This window comes from Paraburkholderia sp. 2C (assembly GCF_054589215.1).
The window spans coordinates 102,049-117,370 of sequence record NZ_BAAILL010000031.1 but is presented as its reverse complement, the minus strand read 5'-3'; the positions used below and the strand labels follow the sequence as shown (position 1 = coordinate 117,370).

Sequence of the window (15,322 nt, the reverse complement as noted above, 5' to 3'; positions counted from 1 at the left end):
ATTCATTTGCCCGTCGTGGCGGCATCGCCTGCGACGTCACCATTTCCGGCTCCTGACTGTTCGCCTGACGATGCCGCATCAGCGGAGTCCGGCTTGTCGCTTGCCTCGCGGGTTCTGTTTGAATTGTTACTGCCTGGCCACCGCTTCGCCTGCCGGTTGCTGGCGGACTGTAGCGCATCCTTTAGCTGCGCAAGCGTGTACGGCTTGCGTAGCGCCGACCAGTCGAACGGTAAGGTCTCCGCCTCCGGCGGGCTGTTCCCGGAAGCAAAGATCACCCGGAGGTCTGGGTGCATCGCAGCCGCACGGCGTGCGAGTTCCAACCCCGACATGTCGGGCATCACGAGGTCTGCGAGAAGTATGTCAAAGTCGCTTTGCTGCAGGGCCTGGAGAGCCGCCGCTGCATTTTCGGCACCCTGTGCGCTGATTCCCAGCAGCAGAAGAAGTTCACATAGCGCGTCGAGCGACGCCTTGTCATCGTCTACCGCGAGAACGCGCAATTTTCTATCGAGCCGTACCCGGGAATTCGACTCATGACCCGATTCAGCCGCCCCCCGTTCTCTCGCCTTGCTATCGCTATCGCCGTCACCAAGCACGCGCCGCACCTTCATGGCCAGCTGCTGGCGGCTGTACGGTTTGCTTAGCAGCTCCACCCCCGGGTCGAGCCGACCACCATGCACGATCGCGTTCTGGGTATAGCCGGAGGTAAAGAGGACTTTCAGTCCCGGCAATATCTTGACGGCTCGTCGTGCCATGTCGGGGCTACGCAGCGCTCCCGGCATCACGACGTCCGTGAACAGCAGATCGATATGCACGCCGCTCGCGACGACAGCCAGTGCCTGCTCTGCGTCGTTTGCTTTCAGCACTGAATAGCCGAGACCGGTAAGGAGTTCGACTACCGTCGACTGGACCTGCAGGTCATCCTCCACGACGAGGATCGTCTCTTCGCCATGCCTCAGGCTGCGCCCGATGCGCGGTTCCGATTCGACTGCCGTACAGGTGGAGCGGGGCAGATAGATCCTGACGGTTGTTCCCTCGCCAATCTCGCTGTAGAGCCTGATGTGTCCGCCACTCTGCTTGACAAAGCCATACGCCATGCTCAGTCCGAGACCGGTGCCCCGGCCCTCGGGTTTCGTGCTGAAGAAGGGATCAAAGGCCCGCTCCATCACTTCCGGGCTCATGCCGGTTCCCGTGTCCGTAACGGCCAGCATGACGTACTGTCCGGCACTGACGTCAGGAACCGACGATACGTATTCGTCGTCCAGCATCGCGTTGGCAAGTTCGAGCGTGAGCTTCCCGCCATCCGGCATGGCGTCGCGTGCATTGATGGCCAGATTGAGAATCACGTTTTCCAGCTGATGCGGATCGACAAGGATGTTCCAGAGACCACCAGCAACAATCGACTCGATTTCGATCGTCTCGCCCAGCGCCCTGCGCAACAGGTCGTCCAGCGCCCGGAGCCGGCGTGCTGGGTTGATAACGACTGGCGCCAGGGGTTGCTGACGGCCGAAGGCGAGCAGTTGCGAGGCCAGTTTCGCCCCGCGATCCACGGCATCGATCGCGTTGCCCAGACGCTCGGCGCTCCAGGCGTCACGCCCGTGTCTGTTTTCCAGCAGTTCCAGGTTTCCCCGTAGCACCTGCAGTACGTTATTGAAATCGTGTGCCACCCCGCCAGTCAGTTTTCCCAGCGCCTCCGTCTTCTGCGCCTGAAAGAGAGCCCGCTGCGTCTGCTCCAGCATTTCCGCAGCACGCCGACGCTCGGTAACGTCCCGGGTAACCTTCGCAAATCCGACAACTTCGCCGTTCTCACGGATCGCGTCAATGATGACGTGCGCCCAGAAGCGGCTCCCGTCCTGCCGCACCCGCCAGCCCTCCGCCTCGAAACGGCCCTCGCGCCTCGCGGTCTCGAGCGCACGGAAGGGCACTCCTGCGGCGAGATCTTCGGGGGTATAAAACCTGGAGAAATGCGAGCCGATGATCTCGCTTTCTCTGTACCCCTTGATCCGCCGTGCGCCCGAGTTCCAGCTTGTTACCCGCCCCTCCGACGACAGCATGAAGATGGCGTAGTCGGTTACGCCCTGAATCAGGAGGCGGAAACTCCGCTCGCTCTCCATCACCGCAACATAAGCCGCCCTTTTGTCGCTGACGTCCTGAACGACCTTGCCGAAGCCGAGAAGCCGGCCGTCTCTGGCGCGAAGTGCCGTCATGACGACGTTGGCCCAGAACTTGGTGCCGTCCTTTCTCAAGCGCCACCCTTCAGTGACATGGCGTCCGGAAGCTATGGCAGACTGGAGCTCGGCGTCGGGCACGCCGGAGTCCCGGTCCGTCTCCGTGTAAAAAACGGAGAACCGATGTCCTATAATTTCATGGGCCTGGTAACCCTGAATGCGTTCGCCACCCGGATTCCAGGTCATCACGATGCCGTCAGGCGAAAGTGCGAACATGGAGAACTCGTGGGTCGACTCGGCCCAGAGCCGAAGCCACGCGGAACTGAGCCCGGCCTCAGCGATGTCATCGTTCATTTATTGGCAGTGTGCGATTGGTGCCCGGACAGGTGCAGGGTGGAGAACTGTACGGTCGCGCAATATTCGTGCCTGAACGCTCGCGTTCATCTCCTTCTTCTATCCAGCTATCAGGGATCGGCCCATCGCACACGGTGACCGGAGGATATGCTGAAAACGCCAGAATGCCGTTCCATGCCTCATTAGGCGATTCGGAATCCGAACTGGAGCGCGAAGACACTGCACAGCTTCCGCCACGAACCCTTGTTTACCTTTTATACAGCTACGGCTGGGCCTCAATCGCTGCCTTGTCAATGACTGACTACATTAGCCGCGATAAATCTCCAATAATTCATTGTTGACCTTGGATGGTCGCCTCCAATCCTCTGTGTCGCAGCCGCCGAGGGAACGCGACAAGCAGGGTGCGGCCAGTTCGTGGATTCCGCCAAACCGGCCACGAGCCATGTGGACCGGCGGCAGCCAGGTGGCAGCCGACGACGTCGCAAGCGACTGGCGGCCCGCCCGTCCGCATATCATGCGACGCGGCTCCCGATCATTCGGCCACGCCTGCCAGCTGCTCAATGTCATTTTCGACGCGGGTACGCGCCTCAGACGCCGCATCGTCTGCATTGCCCGACGCGAGTGGGAAGACAAGCCCATTGCCTTTGAAGACGCCAGCGAAATGCACCCAGGCCTGATATTGAAATACACCAGAGTCGAGCCTGGCAACGTTGAGAGTCACATCGTAGGTTCGCTTGAACCCCGTGGAGCGCGTATAGACAAACTGGTAGACGTCAGACTTTATCATTGACGAACCTCGACTGTTGCGCAACCTGGAGGCGAGTCATTGAGTGCGCGCACACGGCAGACCTGTTCGTTCTACGGCAGTAATAGACGACATGATGACATATGTAGTACGAAGCATATATTCGCGGGGCGTGCCGTTTTCGTCAACCTCACCCTGGCCACCAAATCCTCGAATCGTTTATACGCCACCGGCGCATGCGTCATGCCTCTGAGGGAGGACCTGCCTCTCCAGTAATAGCATCGTTTCCAGCTCGCGGAACATACTATCTTCATTGGATATGCAACGAACTTCCCACGAGCAAAGATCGGATTACGCCGGGCATATCAGATGCAAATTGAACCCGTACTTACATGCTCTTAATCAGGAGGGGCCGTGCGTCAGTCCTGCAAACCGTATCGGGGATACGCAATAGAAGTTCAATTAAGCCCCAGCCGCGTGCTCTCGTTCGCTGGCCTGCAACGCCGATATGCTGTGTCATGGTCGATCTATTCCGCCAACGATGCAGTTGCCCCGGTTGCAAATTTCCCGGAGCGCGTCAACTTCCTCACCGACGAGGCGGCCTACCGATACGGGGAAGATCGGGCGCACGCTTTCATTGATTGTCTGATGGCAAACAAATGGAAATGAGCTGAGCATTGTGGATGTAACCGGCGCCCGCTTTCCGGCAGCGCGGTTGTGTGCTTGCGCACGCGCAGGTTGACTGGCGCCTATAATTGACGACGCGAAAACACCTCCCTCGCTTTTATGGCAGCCTGCGCATCTTTTGCCACCGGTGTTCCGCCGGTTCTTCTGAACGGCTCGCCACGCGACGCAGATCGATTTCTGGTTACGGCACTGTGGGGCCGATCTGGCAGCTTCCTGCCCTTGATCGATGTCATGGAGTGGGTGACAGTCCTGCGTGAGCGGGGTGATGATTTTGCCTCCCACGCAGCAGCGTGCAGCTACTGGCTGTACGAACACGCGGCAGATTTCCCCGAACTGCTAGATGCCTGGGAAAAGGAGCAGCGCGTGCGCACAGCTGTACGTCGAAGCGTCGCCGCGCTGGAGATGCAACGTGCACGCGTCGGCTATCTTGTCCAGACAGGCATCGATGCCGTTGACGCCAAAGCCGTCCTTGAGTCGATGGAGCACGCCTCCCGTGTCTTCGGCGAAGTGTGGGATATGCTCGCGACAGTGCTCGACCGTCTGAAGCGCAACTGGGAGCTGGAGAACCCACCCGACGCAGTCGACCGGATCGCCGCTGACAGTTGCCGGTTTTACCGGGCAGGAACAGATGTGTCCGCCGGCACGCGCCGTGGTCTTATCATCCGCGTCGTCGTTCGACATCCACGCTGATTAGCGGCGGACATCGCGCTATCCGGGGGCGGCAGTCAGGGCAGACAACAAAAAGACTTCGGCAAACAAACTGCAACGGATCATTCGCGTGCTTCAGGGGGGCTTCTGGAGAAAATTCAGTATGGCCTCGTTTAAAGCCTCCGGATTGCGCACTTGTATCATGTGATCGGAATGAGCGATGACCACCCGCTCAGTACCCGGTCGACACTGCATGAGCGCATCATCAATGACGTGAAAAAAGGTGATGCTATGGTCTGCCTCGATGAGTAAAGTCGGCGCCTCAATCGTCTCCACCTTTTTGCAATCCATCGACGGCGGATCTGGCTGATGCATGAGTGGTCCAGTCGTCCCGGCGTTGTCACTCAGCATCTGGATAACGGGGGCCGGCAACTTGTTCCATCCCTCGGGGTCACCGAGAACCGTGTCCATTCTTATTCGCGTAGCCTTAAGCGAATCGTGTTTCACTGCTTCTTCTGCCTGAGGGTTGCTGCTCAAGAACTCGCCGAGCGCCGCCTGGTTCTAGGGCGAGCCGTCGAGCACCGTATAGATAGACGGCTCCTCGAGCATCAAAGTCTTCACAAGTTCCGGATGTTCCACTGCGAGTTGTGCAGCAACCTGACCACCATACGAGTGCGCCACGACATGCACCGGACCCACGTTCAGGGATTTGATGAATGCGGCGAGATCGGTAGCGTGCGTCGCGACACTGTACTGATTGTCTTTCTGCAATTGGTCTGGCGGCAATGGGTTTGGCCTGTGATAACGCATGCTATATGCGACGAACCGGTATCGCGTCGAAATTGCGTCGCGCTGGGTCGCCCACGCACGGGTGTCCGCCCATGCACCATGAACGAAGACGACCGTCGGCCCGCTGCCTGCCTCGGCGTAGGCGAGCGACGTTCCGTTAACCAGAGCGGTCTTGTCGGGGGGATACAGGGAAGCGCTGCGACTAGCAACGAGAAGCAGCAGCGTCGCTATGCCGGCAACCAGCGCGAGTGACCGAAGTTTCATGTGCGCCTCCTGATCGACCCGAATGGCGAGCTCTTTCGACGCACTGGAAGACGTGAGTTAGTTATCTATATTGCTCTTTCGCGCTTTTTCGCGATTCGGATACTGCGGTCGGGACCCGTCCTCAGAGGGGATCCCGCGGCCATTTTCAGCTTTCGGGAGGCCATTGAAAAGCGATGGCTTTGTTCTGTTGCTCGGTATGCACAGTCCCCGCGGGCCCACGCTAGGCGGTGATATGCCTGAGCAGATGCAGCAATGAATCAGGGGTGGCGCCTTTCTGGCAGTAGCCATCGAAACCGGCCGCGATCCCCGGCTGTCGGATGGTGGATTCGTCGTAGGCAGTAAAAGCTACAATAACGATGTGCCGTGTCTGCGCGAGATTCCGCAGCCGTCCCGCAAGAGCAAAACCGTCGATGTCGGGCATATTGATGTCCAGCAGGGCGATCTCCGGTGTCCAGGCGCTGATGGCGCCGGGAAAACTGCCAGCCCGCTCAGGACGAACTGGGCGTCGTAGCCGCGCGAGCCAAGCAATGCCGTGATAGCCTCGGCGCCTGACCGGTTGTCATCGACGACAAGTAGCCGACGGCGAACGTATTCCTGCCGCTCGGGCAGCGAGCGTGAAGTCCAGCGGGCGGTGGGTCGGAAGGGTGTCATGTAGTCGGGCTTGTTTTCAACGCGCTAACCTCAACCCAACGGCAGCATTGACTGTTCCCATTCTTCGGACGCGAAGCGCACGGATGGCCGGAAAATTGCGTGCCGCACGGGCGGCCATGACCCACCGGAGGGCATATGACCCTGTCCGACTTCATCGAAGCGAATCTGCCTGACCTGATTGACGACTGGGCGAAGTATGCGCGCGTCATCAGTCTCGAAAAAAGCCACCTGACCGAGGAGCAACTGCGCAATTCCGCTCGCGACATCCTGGTTCGCGTGGCGGCGGATATGCGGGAACCGCAGACGGCTGCGCAGCAAAAGGCCAAGTCGCGCGGCGATCGAAACGAACCGGAATCGGGTTTCGACGCGGTCGCCCACCAGCACGCAGACGATCGCCTTGCGCAGGGCTACGGAATCAACGATGTAGTGGCCGAATACCGCGCCCTGCGCGCGAGCGTACTGCGGCGATGGTCGGAGACATCGCGTAACAATGCCGCGGCGTTTCAGGAGATGATCCGGTTCAACGAGGCGATCGACCAGATGCTCGCGGAGTCAGTCCGGCAATATGCGCAACGCACCGAGCGCATCCGGGATCTGTTTGCCGGCGTGCTGGCGCATGATCTGCGTTCGCCTCTTGGAACGATGTTGAACGCGGCAGAGGTGCTTCTGCATGACAGCGGTCTGTCGTCGCCCAGCGTAAGAGCGGTGGCCATCGCGCAACGCGGCGCAGTTCGCATGAAGCGGATGGTGGACGATCTTCTCGTTTTCACACGCGCCCGCCTGGGAGATACGCTTCCGGTCGACTTCACGCCACAGGACATGGGACGCATGTGCAACGAGGCGGCAGACGAAGTGCGAGCCTTGTATCCGGACGCAAAGATCGAGATACGCCTGGACGGAGAGCTTGCGGGCAGGTGGGACGGCGCGCGTATCAGCCAGTTGCTGGTGAACCTGCTCACAAACGGCGTCCAGCACGGCTCGGGCGAAATCGGCCTGGATGTCGTTGGCGACGATGGCCAGATGACGCTCGTCGTCTCCAACAAAGGCAACATCATTCCGGCCGCTGCACTGCCAACGCTCTTCGATCCATTGGCGCGGGCGAGTTCGGCAATCGACCGCACGAAGGCATCGTCCAGCATAGGCCTAGGTCTTTACATCTGCCGGTGTATCGCACGGGCACACAATGGCACGATACAGGTGGAGTCGTCGGAAGGCACGACGTGCTTTACTGTGCACATTCCGCGTTTTCCGTCGCCTCCGCAGTGAGCGGCGCACTCTCCCCGCATCTGGTCGGCGTGTTCACTGCCAACGAGATAAGCCACTCTGACAATAGGTGACTGTACTTTGCAAGTGTGATCTGGCGCGCACGTGCGTAGAACGTATTAATTTCTATGGTCCCTCCCATTTTTGCAACCCTGATCCTCGATAACGTTGTTGGCTTGCGTAAATCTATTCGGCGTCGTTGGGGATTGCTCCCCGCGCCACGATGAGATTCGCGCCTGTCGGTCCTGAAAAGTGTCTCGACTTCGAGAGCCAATTTATTTGCCAGGTTGTCCGTCAGGCCGGTATGCCGTTCACGTCATCAATTTTCAGTCGTCGCAAAACCGAATGGGTATTACGGGAGGACGTTCAGTTCATCAGCCTGCAACGCCGGAACTCTGCGCGTCAAACACCGTGTGATGAGTGACTATCGCCCAGGCCGTACGTGCCAGTTTGTTGGCAAGCGCGCAAACCACGACGTTCGAGTGTCGTCGTATCATCATTGCGCGCACCCAGTCGGCGAGACGACCGGTCTGTTTGCCAAGGCGAATCATGTAGGCGCGAGCACACGTGACGAGCAAGCGCCGAATGTTTTTATCGCCACGACGACTGATGCCGAGGAGGTCAGTGCGGCCACCAGTACTGTGCTGCCGTGGCACGAGCCCAATCGCTGCGGCAAAGTCACGACCACATCGGTACTGCTTGCCATCTCCCATTTCTGAGGCCAGCACGCTGGCCGTGATTACACCGACGCCAGGAATGGTCAACAGACGTTGGCCAATCTCATCGTCCGAGAGCTGGCGGGTGATGTCTCTCTCAAGCTGGCCAATTTGTTCGTCGAGGTATTTCGCGTGAAGATGCAAACGCTCGATGATGGCCACAAGCTTAGGGGGTAACTGATGCTCCGCGAGAACGGCAGGTAGGCGCTTGATGGCTGCGGGCCCGACGGCCAGGCTGACGCCGAACTCAAGAAGGAAGCCGTGTATCTGATTGACCGTCTTGGTACGATCGCGTACCAGTGATTCACGAACACGGTGCATCGTGGAAAGCGTCTGCTGGGATTCGGTCTTCGGTGTTACGAAGCGCATAGCCGGGCGGCAAGCGGCCTCACAGATTGCTTCGGCGTCGACGAAATCGTTCTTGTTTGATTTGACAAACGGTCGCACGAACTGCGGCGAGATCAGCTTGACGCGATGCCCGAAGGTCGCAAGCATGCGGGCCATATGATGCGCACCGGCGCAAGCTTCCATTGCGACGTGCATGTGTGAAAAGTGGCAAAAAACTCGATCAACTGCTTTCGGCTTAGCTTTCTGCGGAACACAGCCTTCCCACGCTTATCCTGACCATGCAAATGGAAAGTGTGTTTGCCGAGATCTACTCCGATCAGCGTCACCGTGTCCATGATGGGTCTCCGAACCGTTTTGGATCTGGAAGCTTACGCCTCCGAGAGAGGCGGGAGGGACCATCTTGTATCTTTCTGCTCACGGACGGCGGTCATGCAGCCTGATAACCATCATGGGCCTGAAAGCCCGTTAATGAGCATTCGGCGCATGACCGCTACCGTTCTTCGATAAGCCCGAACAGTTGCTTGAATTCAAATTCGCATTCACAAGAATGGGATCCGGGGAACCATGTCTGAAAAAATCGCTGTCGGAATTGATGTGGCAAAAGCCACCCTTGATGTCGCCTTCGGAGTTGCAGGAAGCGTCACCACCTATCCCAACACGCCAGCAGGCCACGAAGAGCTGCTCACCGCCCTTGCTGGATGCCAGGTTGATCTTGTGGTACTGGAAGCCACAGGAAGCTACGAGGTGGCGGTTGGTTGTGCGTTGCAAAGCGCCGGCTACGCAGTTGCTATCGTGAATCCCCGGCAAGCCCGCGACTTCGCGAAGGCAATGGGAAATCTCGCGAAAACCGACCGGATTGACGCGCGCGCTCTGGCTCAGCTTGCCCAGGTGCTTGCGCAGCGAAGCGACAGGGACAAGATAGTCAAAATCCTGCCTTCGCCGCTGCAGCAGGAGCTTCAAGCCCTCATTGCCCGTCGTCGCCAGATCGTCACATTGTTGACGTCAGAGCGACAACGACTTGGAATCAGCCACGAAGCCGTGCGCGGGAGCCTAACCGCCGTCATTGAGGTTCTTCAAGGTCAGCTCAAGGCTGTTGAAGCTGCCCTGGCGAAGCACGTCAAGGCGCATCACACCGGTCTGGTCGAACTGCTATCCAGTGTTCGCGGAGTAGGACCCGCTACCGTCGCCACGCTGATCGCCGACGTGCCAGAACTCGGCAAGCTGACGCGGCGTGAGGTCAGTGCGCTGATCGGAGTAGCGCCCTTCAACCGCGACTCGGGAGCGTTTCGCGGCAAACGAATGATCTTCGGCGGACGTGCCGCTGTCAGGCGCATGTTGTACATGGCGACGTTAGCGGCCGTACGCTTCAACCCGGTTATTGGGGCCTTCTATAATCGGCTCGTCGCCACCGGCAAGCCGAACAAGGTTGTTCTGGTTGCCTGCATGAGAAAGCTGCTGACTATCCTCAACGCCATCGCAAAAACAGGAAAGCCGTGGGATGAATCCATCCACACGGCTTGACTGGTAAGACAGTTGCTCATTAGTGTCACCGGCGAGGCGGCTCGTCGCCACGTCATCCGCGGCAGAGTGCGGCCAGGAAGCGACGTTCGCCTCGGGCATGGGCCTGACATTTAGGTGTCGGCTTCGCATCAGTTAGCGGCCACTCGCATAACGATGATGCGCGAATTCTCCCGGAAGATCGTCAGTGGTCGACAACCCATCCACGTTGGTTTGGTGCTGGGACGCCATGATGACGCCGGTGAGACGGCGCCGCTCCGTCCGGAAAGGTTCAGTTTCCGTGTGCACCGCAAACCTGGCGGCTTGTTCCTACTGACGTTCTCACGGGAGTCGGACGGCAGGCACACAGCGCTTGTTTAACGGGACATTGATATCGAACGGCGCCGCGACACCAGCCGTGCGAATCTCTCCTAGCCAAGGGACATGTCGCTCATGGCATCTCGGGGCGTGAGGTTCGGGAATTGCCCCGTGGCACCCGTTGCGATACCGAGGCCGTTACCGACGATCAGGTAGATCATGGCCATCGTCAGCCAGATGATAACGGCCTGCGATTGCGTATATGTTTGCCCGTGTTTCTCCTCCTCGAAACTCAGGCGACCTGTTGTCCGGATAGTGCGGCGTGCAATGCCTCGTTACCGGTCAGTTTGCCTGCAGCAGCGAGGATCTGATCAACCTGCGGCACGAAAGCCTGTTCCAGCACATAGCTCGATGGCGCGGGAGCGTCCGGCCCGGTAAGTCGCATCACCGGTGCCTTGAGCGAGGCGAAAGCATGCTCCGCCACGATCGCGCCAACTTCGGCGCCAACACCGCACATGCGACTAGCCTCATGCACAACCATAACGCGACCGGTCTTGCGCGCAGAGCTCAATATCATTTCCTCATCCAAGGGCTTGAGCGAGCGCAGGTCGATGACCTCCGCGGAGATACCGCTACCTGCAAGCTGTTCAGCCGCCTGCATGCAAGTGTCAACCATCTTGGCGTAGGAAATGATGGTAAGGTCCGTGCCTTCGCGCTTGAGCGCGGCTTTTCCAAGCGGGACCAGATGCTCGCCTTCCGGCACCTCGCCTGGCACAAATGCCAGCGGCATGTCGATGAAGAACAGCACCGGGTTGTCATCGCGTATTGCGGATTTCAGCAGCCCCTTGAAATCGGCTGCATTCGACGGCATCACGACTTTCAAGCCAGGACTGTGCACAAACCACGCTTCCAAATTGTGATTGTGCTGTGCACCGACGGTCCAGCCACTGCCGGTCATGGCAATGACCACCATCGGGAATTCAAACTGCCCCCCGGACATGTAGCGCAGTTTGCCGGCGCTATTTACGATTGCATCCATTGCATAGCAGAGGAAAGGCGCAAACAGCAGATCTACGACCGGGCGCAGGCCGGTAGCCGCGGCGCCAGCGGCGGTGCCGGCGATAATGCCCTCCGCCAACGGGGTATTACGCACGCGCGCCTTGCCGAATTCACTGACGAGTTCTACCCGTTTGGTAGCTGCGCCTTCACTGAACATCACAACGCGCGTATCGCGGCGCATTTCTTCGGCCAGTGCCTGGCCAATAGCTTCGTTCACGGTAACTTGGGACATGTGACGGCTCCTCACGCGTAGACGTCGGTAGTTAGTTCGGCCAATGCCGGGAACGGCGACCCGCTGGCAAATGCCGCGGCACTTTCGATCTCTGCATTGACGCGCTGCTCCATCTGGAAGACGTCCGCCGCATGGATCGCTTTCCGGTCCAGTAAGCGTTGCCGCAGCATCGCGATCGGATCCTTCTCTTGCCATGATGCTAGTTCAGCTGGATCGACATACGACTGATCATCCGGCTCGTAATGGCCACGCAGGCGATAGGTATAGGTTTCAAGGAAGTATGGCCTACCGCTATCGCGAATGTAAGCCACTGCTTCGACGGCCGCCGCGTGGACAGCTTCGACGTCGTTGCCATCGACAGTGCGGCTTTCGATGCCATATCCCTTGCCCCGGTCGCTTACATGGTCGACGACCATGGTTTCCTTGCGATGAACGTAGGCTTGCCACTGGTTGTTTTCGCATACATACAGGATTGGCAGCCTCCAGACTGATGCGAGGTTGAGCGACTCGTGGAAGATGCCTTCACAGGCCGCCCCGTCGCCGAAGAAGCACGCAACGATACCGCCTTGCCCTAGCATCGATGTCGACAGGCCTACGCCCGTGACGAGCGACAATTCGCCGCCGACAATAGTGGAAGTGAGAATCACGCCAAGACCCTTGGCCGAGATATGCAGCGAACCGCTTTTGCCCTTGCAATAACCGGTGCTGCGGCCCATCACCTCGGCAAGCATGCGACCCGGGTCGGCACCTCGGGCAAGAAGATGTCCTGCGCTGCGGTGGTTTGTAAGAATTCGGTCACGCGCGTCGAGTGCACGCACCACGCCCAACGCCGAAGCTTCCTGCCCTACGGAAGTACAGGTGCCTGCGGCGTGGCCGGCACGTTGCAGCGCCACAATTTTTTCCTCATAAGCGCGAACCAACATCATGCTTTCAAGCATCGCTACCATGTCATTACCGTTCTTACTTGCATCCATAGGAATCCTTTCAATTGTTCGCGCGATATCCGAATATCGTGCGGAGATGAAGTCTAGGCTGCATAGCTTTCGAACAGCAGTGTGGAAAAGGGTACGACGACACCTGAAGACCGAGTATTTTCGCGTTCCCATCCATTGGGTCGTACTGAAACTGCCGCGGCGTCTCGCACCGCACGAGAGATTGTCAGAGACTTTACGTTCGGGGCATGACATGTACGCAAAGGAGCATGTATGTCGCAAGCAGAACGCAGGGATGATGGCGCAACCGAGTAGCCGTCTATCCCCAAGAAGCTGTAACACCCTGCGCCACACACTCGATGTGACGGTATGTATGATGTGTGCGAGCGACTTTTCGCCACCTCGCCTATGCGGGACAACCGTCACCGACCCGACTCAACATAATTGCGCGATGTGGATGGGTCCTCGGGGTATCTCAGGATGGCTTAAATCATGCGGTCGCCTCCGAACTCCAACAATCGCCGGTGAACGTGACCATTCGAATGACCCTTATAGCCTGAAAGCTGCCCTATATATCCCGCTGGGTCGAGCGGCCGCAACGGGTCCGCCAGGCGATGGTCATGTCGCCCGGAAGCGGTCATTCGTCCAGCACGATAACCAGTGTTATCGCGGCGTCCGTCCGATGCTGCGGGGAAGGGAAGGGCAGCGCACCGTGAACAATATCGATCTCAAACCTTGCCCGCGGAACAATACAGTACTACTACTTGAAATGGGATCGCAAGATGCGAGCGCATCTATTTCGTCCCGCGGCTCCCCCCCGCCGGCGGAGCCGCTTTTTTGACGTTGTAGTCTGGTCATCGTCAGGAAAAGTCCTTTCTATCTGACGCTTGGTATAGCGCGCGTCATCAGCGTCGCGCGCAGCATTTTCCAGCCGTGTCGTGTAATCGGGACGTTTGCAACGTAGCCACGTCGCGACCTTCGCGTCCAGATGGAGCTCGATACGTAGCTGCTCGCCGGTGCAAGGTGCGGATGGTCGACATCGTACGCATTCTCGATGTCCTCAGCTAATTGGCTGTCAGAGCCGATTTGAATGGGTGGGTTCGACTGAAAATTGCGACGAACGTCGGGTCACAGTTCATACCCGAAAAACGGTCGACGCATGGTGCCAGACGAACAAATCAGGATGGCTGATGAAATTTCAGAATCGATGCGCGAAAAGGGCATCAGACGATGCATGGCGAGCGCATGCGCGGCGTAACGCGGAAAGGAGCATGCCCAAAGCCGGACGCAAAACACGAAGAGCAAAAAAACGCCGGCTCAACGCCGGCGCTTCTCGCCCATCCACGAGCCCGTCAGTTCAATAAGTCGGAACCGACGGATCCACCTGCCGCGACCATGCATCGATGCCGCCTTGCAGATTGAACACATTCGTATGGCCGCGCGATTCGAGGAACATCGCGACCTGCGCGCTGCGCGCACCGTGATGACAGACGCAGACGACGGGCGCTTCGTCATCGAGTTCTTCGCTGCGCGCCGGAATCTCGCGCATCGGGATCGACACGCTGCCGGCGATCTTTGCCGTTTCGATTTCCCACGGTTCGCGCACGTCGAGCACCACGGGCGCAGGGCGCGATTGATCGGCGAGCCATTCGGCAAGCGCAGGGGCAGACAGGTTTTGCATCGATGAATCCTGTGGGTTCAACTACAACGGGTACGGACCGGGTGCGGACGGACCGGCAAGCCGGCCGCCGTTTAGAACTTGAAGCGCGGCGGCTGCATCGCGTTTGCGAGCGGCTCGACGTACGTCTCGAACACATCGGCGACGCGGAACTGCTTTTCGTCGATACGCGTGATGATTTGCGCCTTCATGACCGGTAACGAGCCGACGAAGGCCGCGAGGCGCCCGCCCACCTTCAGATGTTCGAGCATCTCCTGCGGCAGAACCGGCAGGCCCCCCGACACGCAGATCACGTCGTACGGCGCCGCCGCGGACCAGCCGCGCGCGGCGTCGCCAGTCACGACTTCGGCGTTGAGCACGCCGTTCGCGGCGAGGTTCGCCTTCGCAAGCTCGGCCAGTTCCGGTTCGATCTCGACGGTCAGCACGTGCTGGCTGCGATGCGCGAGCAGCGCGGCCATATAGCCGGAGCCGGCGCCGATTTCGAGCACGCTCTCATGCTTCTTTACGGCCAGTTCCTGCAGCACGCGCGCTTCGACGCGCGGCGCCAGCATGTGCTGGCCGGCGGGCAGCGGAATTTCCAGATCGGCGAAAGCCAGTTCGCGGTACGCGGCGGGGACGAAGTTCTCACGCTTGACGATTGACAGCAGGTTCAACACGTCCTGGTCGAGCACTTCCCAGGGGCGAATCTGCTGTTCGATCATGTTGAAGCGCGCTTGCTCGATATTCATGATGGTTCGTTCTGCGTGTGTGGTTGGAATGCCGGCGAAGGCCGCGCGCCACGCGCGGACCGCTACGGGAGAACCCTGCGATTGTATCAAACCAGGCATCGGCGCCGCACGCAGCGGGCAGTACGGCTCAAGTCCGTGCGATTGCGCAAGGGCTGCCAAAGCGTCGATGAGAAGCAAGTCGGAATTGTCCGATTACGCCGTTGGCATCGAAAGCTTACGTTCTCGTGACCCCATTTCATGAACTTTCC

12 protein-coding genes and 1 pseudogene are annotated in these 15,322 nt (G+C 59.1%); 3 read left to right on the top strand and 10 right to left on the bottom strand.

Annotated elements, in window-relative coordinates; translation table 11 throughout:
* Nucleotides 1–2: 2 nt before the first annotated feature.
* Together ACYPXD_RS07770 and ACYPXD_RS07765 are read right to left on the bottom strand one after the other, a co-directional pair.
* On the bottom strand, nucleotides 3–2,519 hold the full coding sequence (locus ACYPXD_RS07770) for a hybrid sensor histidine kinase/response regulator (protein ID WP_459709362.1): 2,517 nt from the start codon (nucleotides 2,517–2,519) through the stop codon (nucleotides 3–5).
* Between the two features lie 532 nt (nucleotides 2,520–3,051).
* Nucleotides 3,052–3,306, bottom strand: a complete 255-nt coding sequence (locus ACYPXD_RS07765) for a hypothetical protein (protein ID WP_459709359.1) — start codon at nucleotides 3,304–3,306, stop codon at nucleotides 3,052–3,054.
* A gap of 876 nt (nucleotides 3,307–4,182) precedes the next feature.
* Here ACYPXD_RS07765 and ACYPXD_RS07760 point away from each other — a divergent pair.
* Entirely contained in the window at nucleotides 4,183–4,641 is a 459-nt protein-coding gene (locus tag ACYPXD_RS07760) for a hypothetical protein (protein WP_459709357.1), read from the top strand.
* Nucleotides 4,642–4,734: 93 nt separating this feature from the next.
* Here ACYPXD_RS07760 and ACYPXD_RS07755 read toward each other — a convergent pair whose 3' ends face one another.
* The 3 genes from ACYPXD_RS07755 to ACYPXD_RS07745 form a co-directional block, all read right to left on the bottom strand.
* Nucleotides 4,735–5,070, bottom strand: a complete 336-nt coding sequence (locus tag ACYPXD_RS07755; protein WP_459709355.1) for an alpha/beta fold hydrolase — start codon at nucleotides 5,068–5,070, stop codon at nucleotides 4,735–4,737.
* 90 nt (nucleotides 5,071–5,160) lie between these two features.
* Nucleotides 5,161–5,652, bottom strand: coding sequence for an alpha/beta fold hydrolase (locus ACYPXD_RS07750; RefSeq protein WP_459709351.1), 492 nt, complete (start codon nucleotides 5,650–5,652; stop codon nucleotides 5,161–5,163).
* 220 nt (nucleotides 5,653–5,872) lie between these two features.
* Nucleotides 5,873–6,073 (bottom strand): response regulator, encoded by a 201-nt coding sequence (locus ACYPXD_RS07745; protein ID WP_459709348.1) that lies wholly within the window; start codon nucleotides 6,071–6,073, stop codon nucleotides 5,873–5,875.
* 365 nt (nucleotides 6,074–6,438) lie between these two features.
* Here ACYPXD_RS07745 and ACYPXD_RS07740 point away from each other — a divergent pair, with 365 nt between their 5' ends.
* Entirely contained in the window at nucleotides 6,439–7,569 is a 1,131-nt protein-coding gene (locus tag ACYPXD_RS07740; RefSeq protein ID WP_459709346.1) for a sensor histidine kinase, read from the top strand.
* Nucleotides 7,570–7,940: 371 nt separating this feature from the next.
* Here the strand turns inward: ACYPXD_RS07740 and ACYPXD_RS07735 are convergent.
* Nucleotides 7,941–8,965 (bottom strand): annotated as a pseudogene (locus ACYPXD_RS07735) (IS110 family RNA-guided transposase).
* A gap of 229 nt (nucleotides 8,966–9,194) precedes the next feature.
* Between ACYPXD_RS07735 and ACYPXD_RS07730 the strand changes: the two are divergent.
* Nucleotides 9,195–10,151: an IS110 family RNA-guided transposase gene (locus tag ACYPXD_RS07730; protein WP_459709344.1), complete on the top strand. Its 957-nt coding sequence runs from the start codon at nucleotides 9,195–9,197 to the stop codon at nucleotides 10,149–10,151.
* Nucleotides 10,152–10,737: 586 nt separating this feature from the next.
* Here the strand turns inward: ACYPXD_RS07730 and ACYPXD_RS07725 are convergent.
* From ACYPXD_RS07725 to ACYPXD_RS07710, 4 genes are all read right to left on the bottom strand, one after another.
* Entirely contained in the window at nucleotides 10,738–11,736 is a 999-nt protein-coding gene (locus ACYPXD_RS07725) for an alpha-ketoacid dehydrogenase subunit beta (RefSeq protein WP_459709342.1), read from the bottom strand.
* Nucleotides 11,737–11,747: 11 nt separating this feature from the next.
* Nucleotides 11,748–12,710, bottom strand: a complete 963-nt coding sequence (locus ACYPXD_RS07720; protein WP_459709339.1) for a thiamine pyrophosphate-dependent dehydrogenase E1 component subunit alpha — start codon at nucleotides 12,708–12,710, stop codon at nucleotides 11,748–11,750.
* A 1,315-nt stretch (nucleotides 12,711–14,025) separates the two neighbouring features.
* The gene (locus ACYPXD_RS07715; protein WP_459709337.1) at nucleotides 14,026–14,349 is read right to left on the bottom strand and encodes a rhodanese-like domain-containing protein; all 324 of its coding nucleotides are present in this window, start codon (nucleotides 14,347–14,349) and stop codon (nucleotides 14,026–14,028) included.
* A gap of 71 nt (nucleotides 14,350–14,420) precedes the next feature.
* Complete coding sequence (locus tag ACYPXD_RS07710) at nucleotides 14,421–15,074, bottom strand: protein-L-isoaspartate O-methyltransferase family protein (protein WP_459709335.1); 654 nt, start codon at nucleotides 15,072–15,074, stop codon at nucleotides 14,421–14,423.
* Nucleotides 15,075–15,322 lie beyond the last annotated feature (248 nt).

Coding starts and splice junctions, on each gene's coding strand:
- ACYPXD_RS07760 (WP_459709357.1), top strand. CDS start 4,183: ATGGAGTGGGTGACAGTCCTGCGTGAGCGGGGTGATGATTTTGCCTCC.
- ACYPXD_RS07770 (WP_459709362.1), bottom strand. CDS start 2,519: ATGAACGATGACATCGCTGAGGCCGGGCTCAGTTCCGCGTGGCTTCGG.
- ACYPXD_RS07740 (WP_459709346.1), top strand. CDS start 6,439: ATGACCCTGTCCGACTTCATCGAAGCGAATCTGCCTGACCTGATTGAC.
- ACYPXD_RS07750 (WP_459709351.1), bottom strand. CDS start 5,652: ATGAAACTTCGGTCACTCGCGCTGGTTGCCGGCATAGCGACGCTGCTG.
- ACYPXD_RS07725 (WP_459709342.1), bottom strand. CDS start 11,736: ATGTCCCAAGTTACCGTGAACGAAGCTATTGGCCAGGCACTGGCCGAA.
- ACYPXD_RS07730 (WP_459709344.1), top strand. CDS start 9,195: ATGTCTGAAAAAATCGCTGTCGGAATTGATGTGGCAAAAGCCACCCTT.
- ACYPXD_RS07765 (WP_459709359.1), bottom strand. CDS start 3,306: ATGATAAAGTCTGACGTCTACCAGTTTGTCTATACGCGCTCCACGGGG.
- ACYPXD_RS07715 (WP_459709337.1), bottom strand. CDS start 14,349: ATGCAAAACCTGTCTGCCCCTGCGCTTGCCGAATGGCTCGCCGATCAA.
- ACYPXD_RS07745 (WP_459709348.1), bottom strand. CDS start 6,073: ATGCCCGACATCGACGGTTTTGCTCTTGCGGGACGGCTGCGGAATCTC.
- ACYPXD_RS07720 (WP_459709339.1), bottom strand. CDS start 12,710: ATGGATGCAAGTAAGAACGGTAATGACATGGTAGCGATGCTTGAAAGC.
- ACYPXD_RS07710 (WP_459709335.1), bottom strand. CDS start 15,074: ATGAATATCGAGCAAGCGCGCTTCAACATGATCGAACAGCAGATTCGC.
- ACYPXD_RS07755 (WP_459709355.1), bottom strand. CDS start 5,070: ATGGACACGGTTCTCGGTGACCCCGAGGGATGGAACAAGTTGCCGGCC.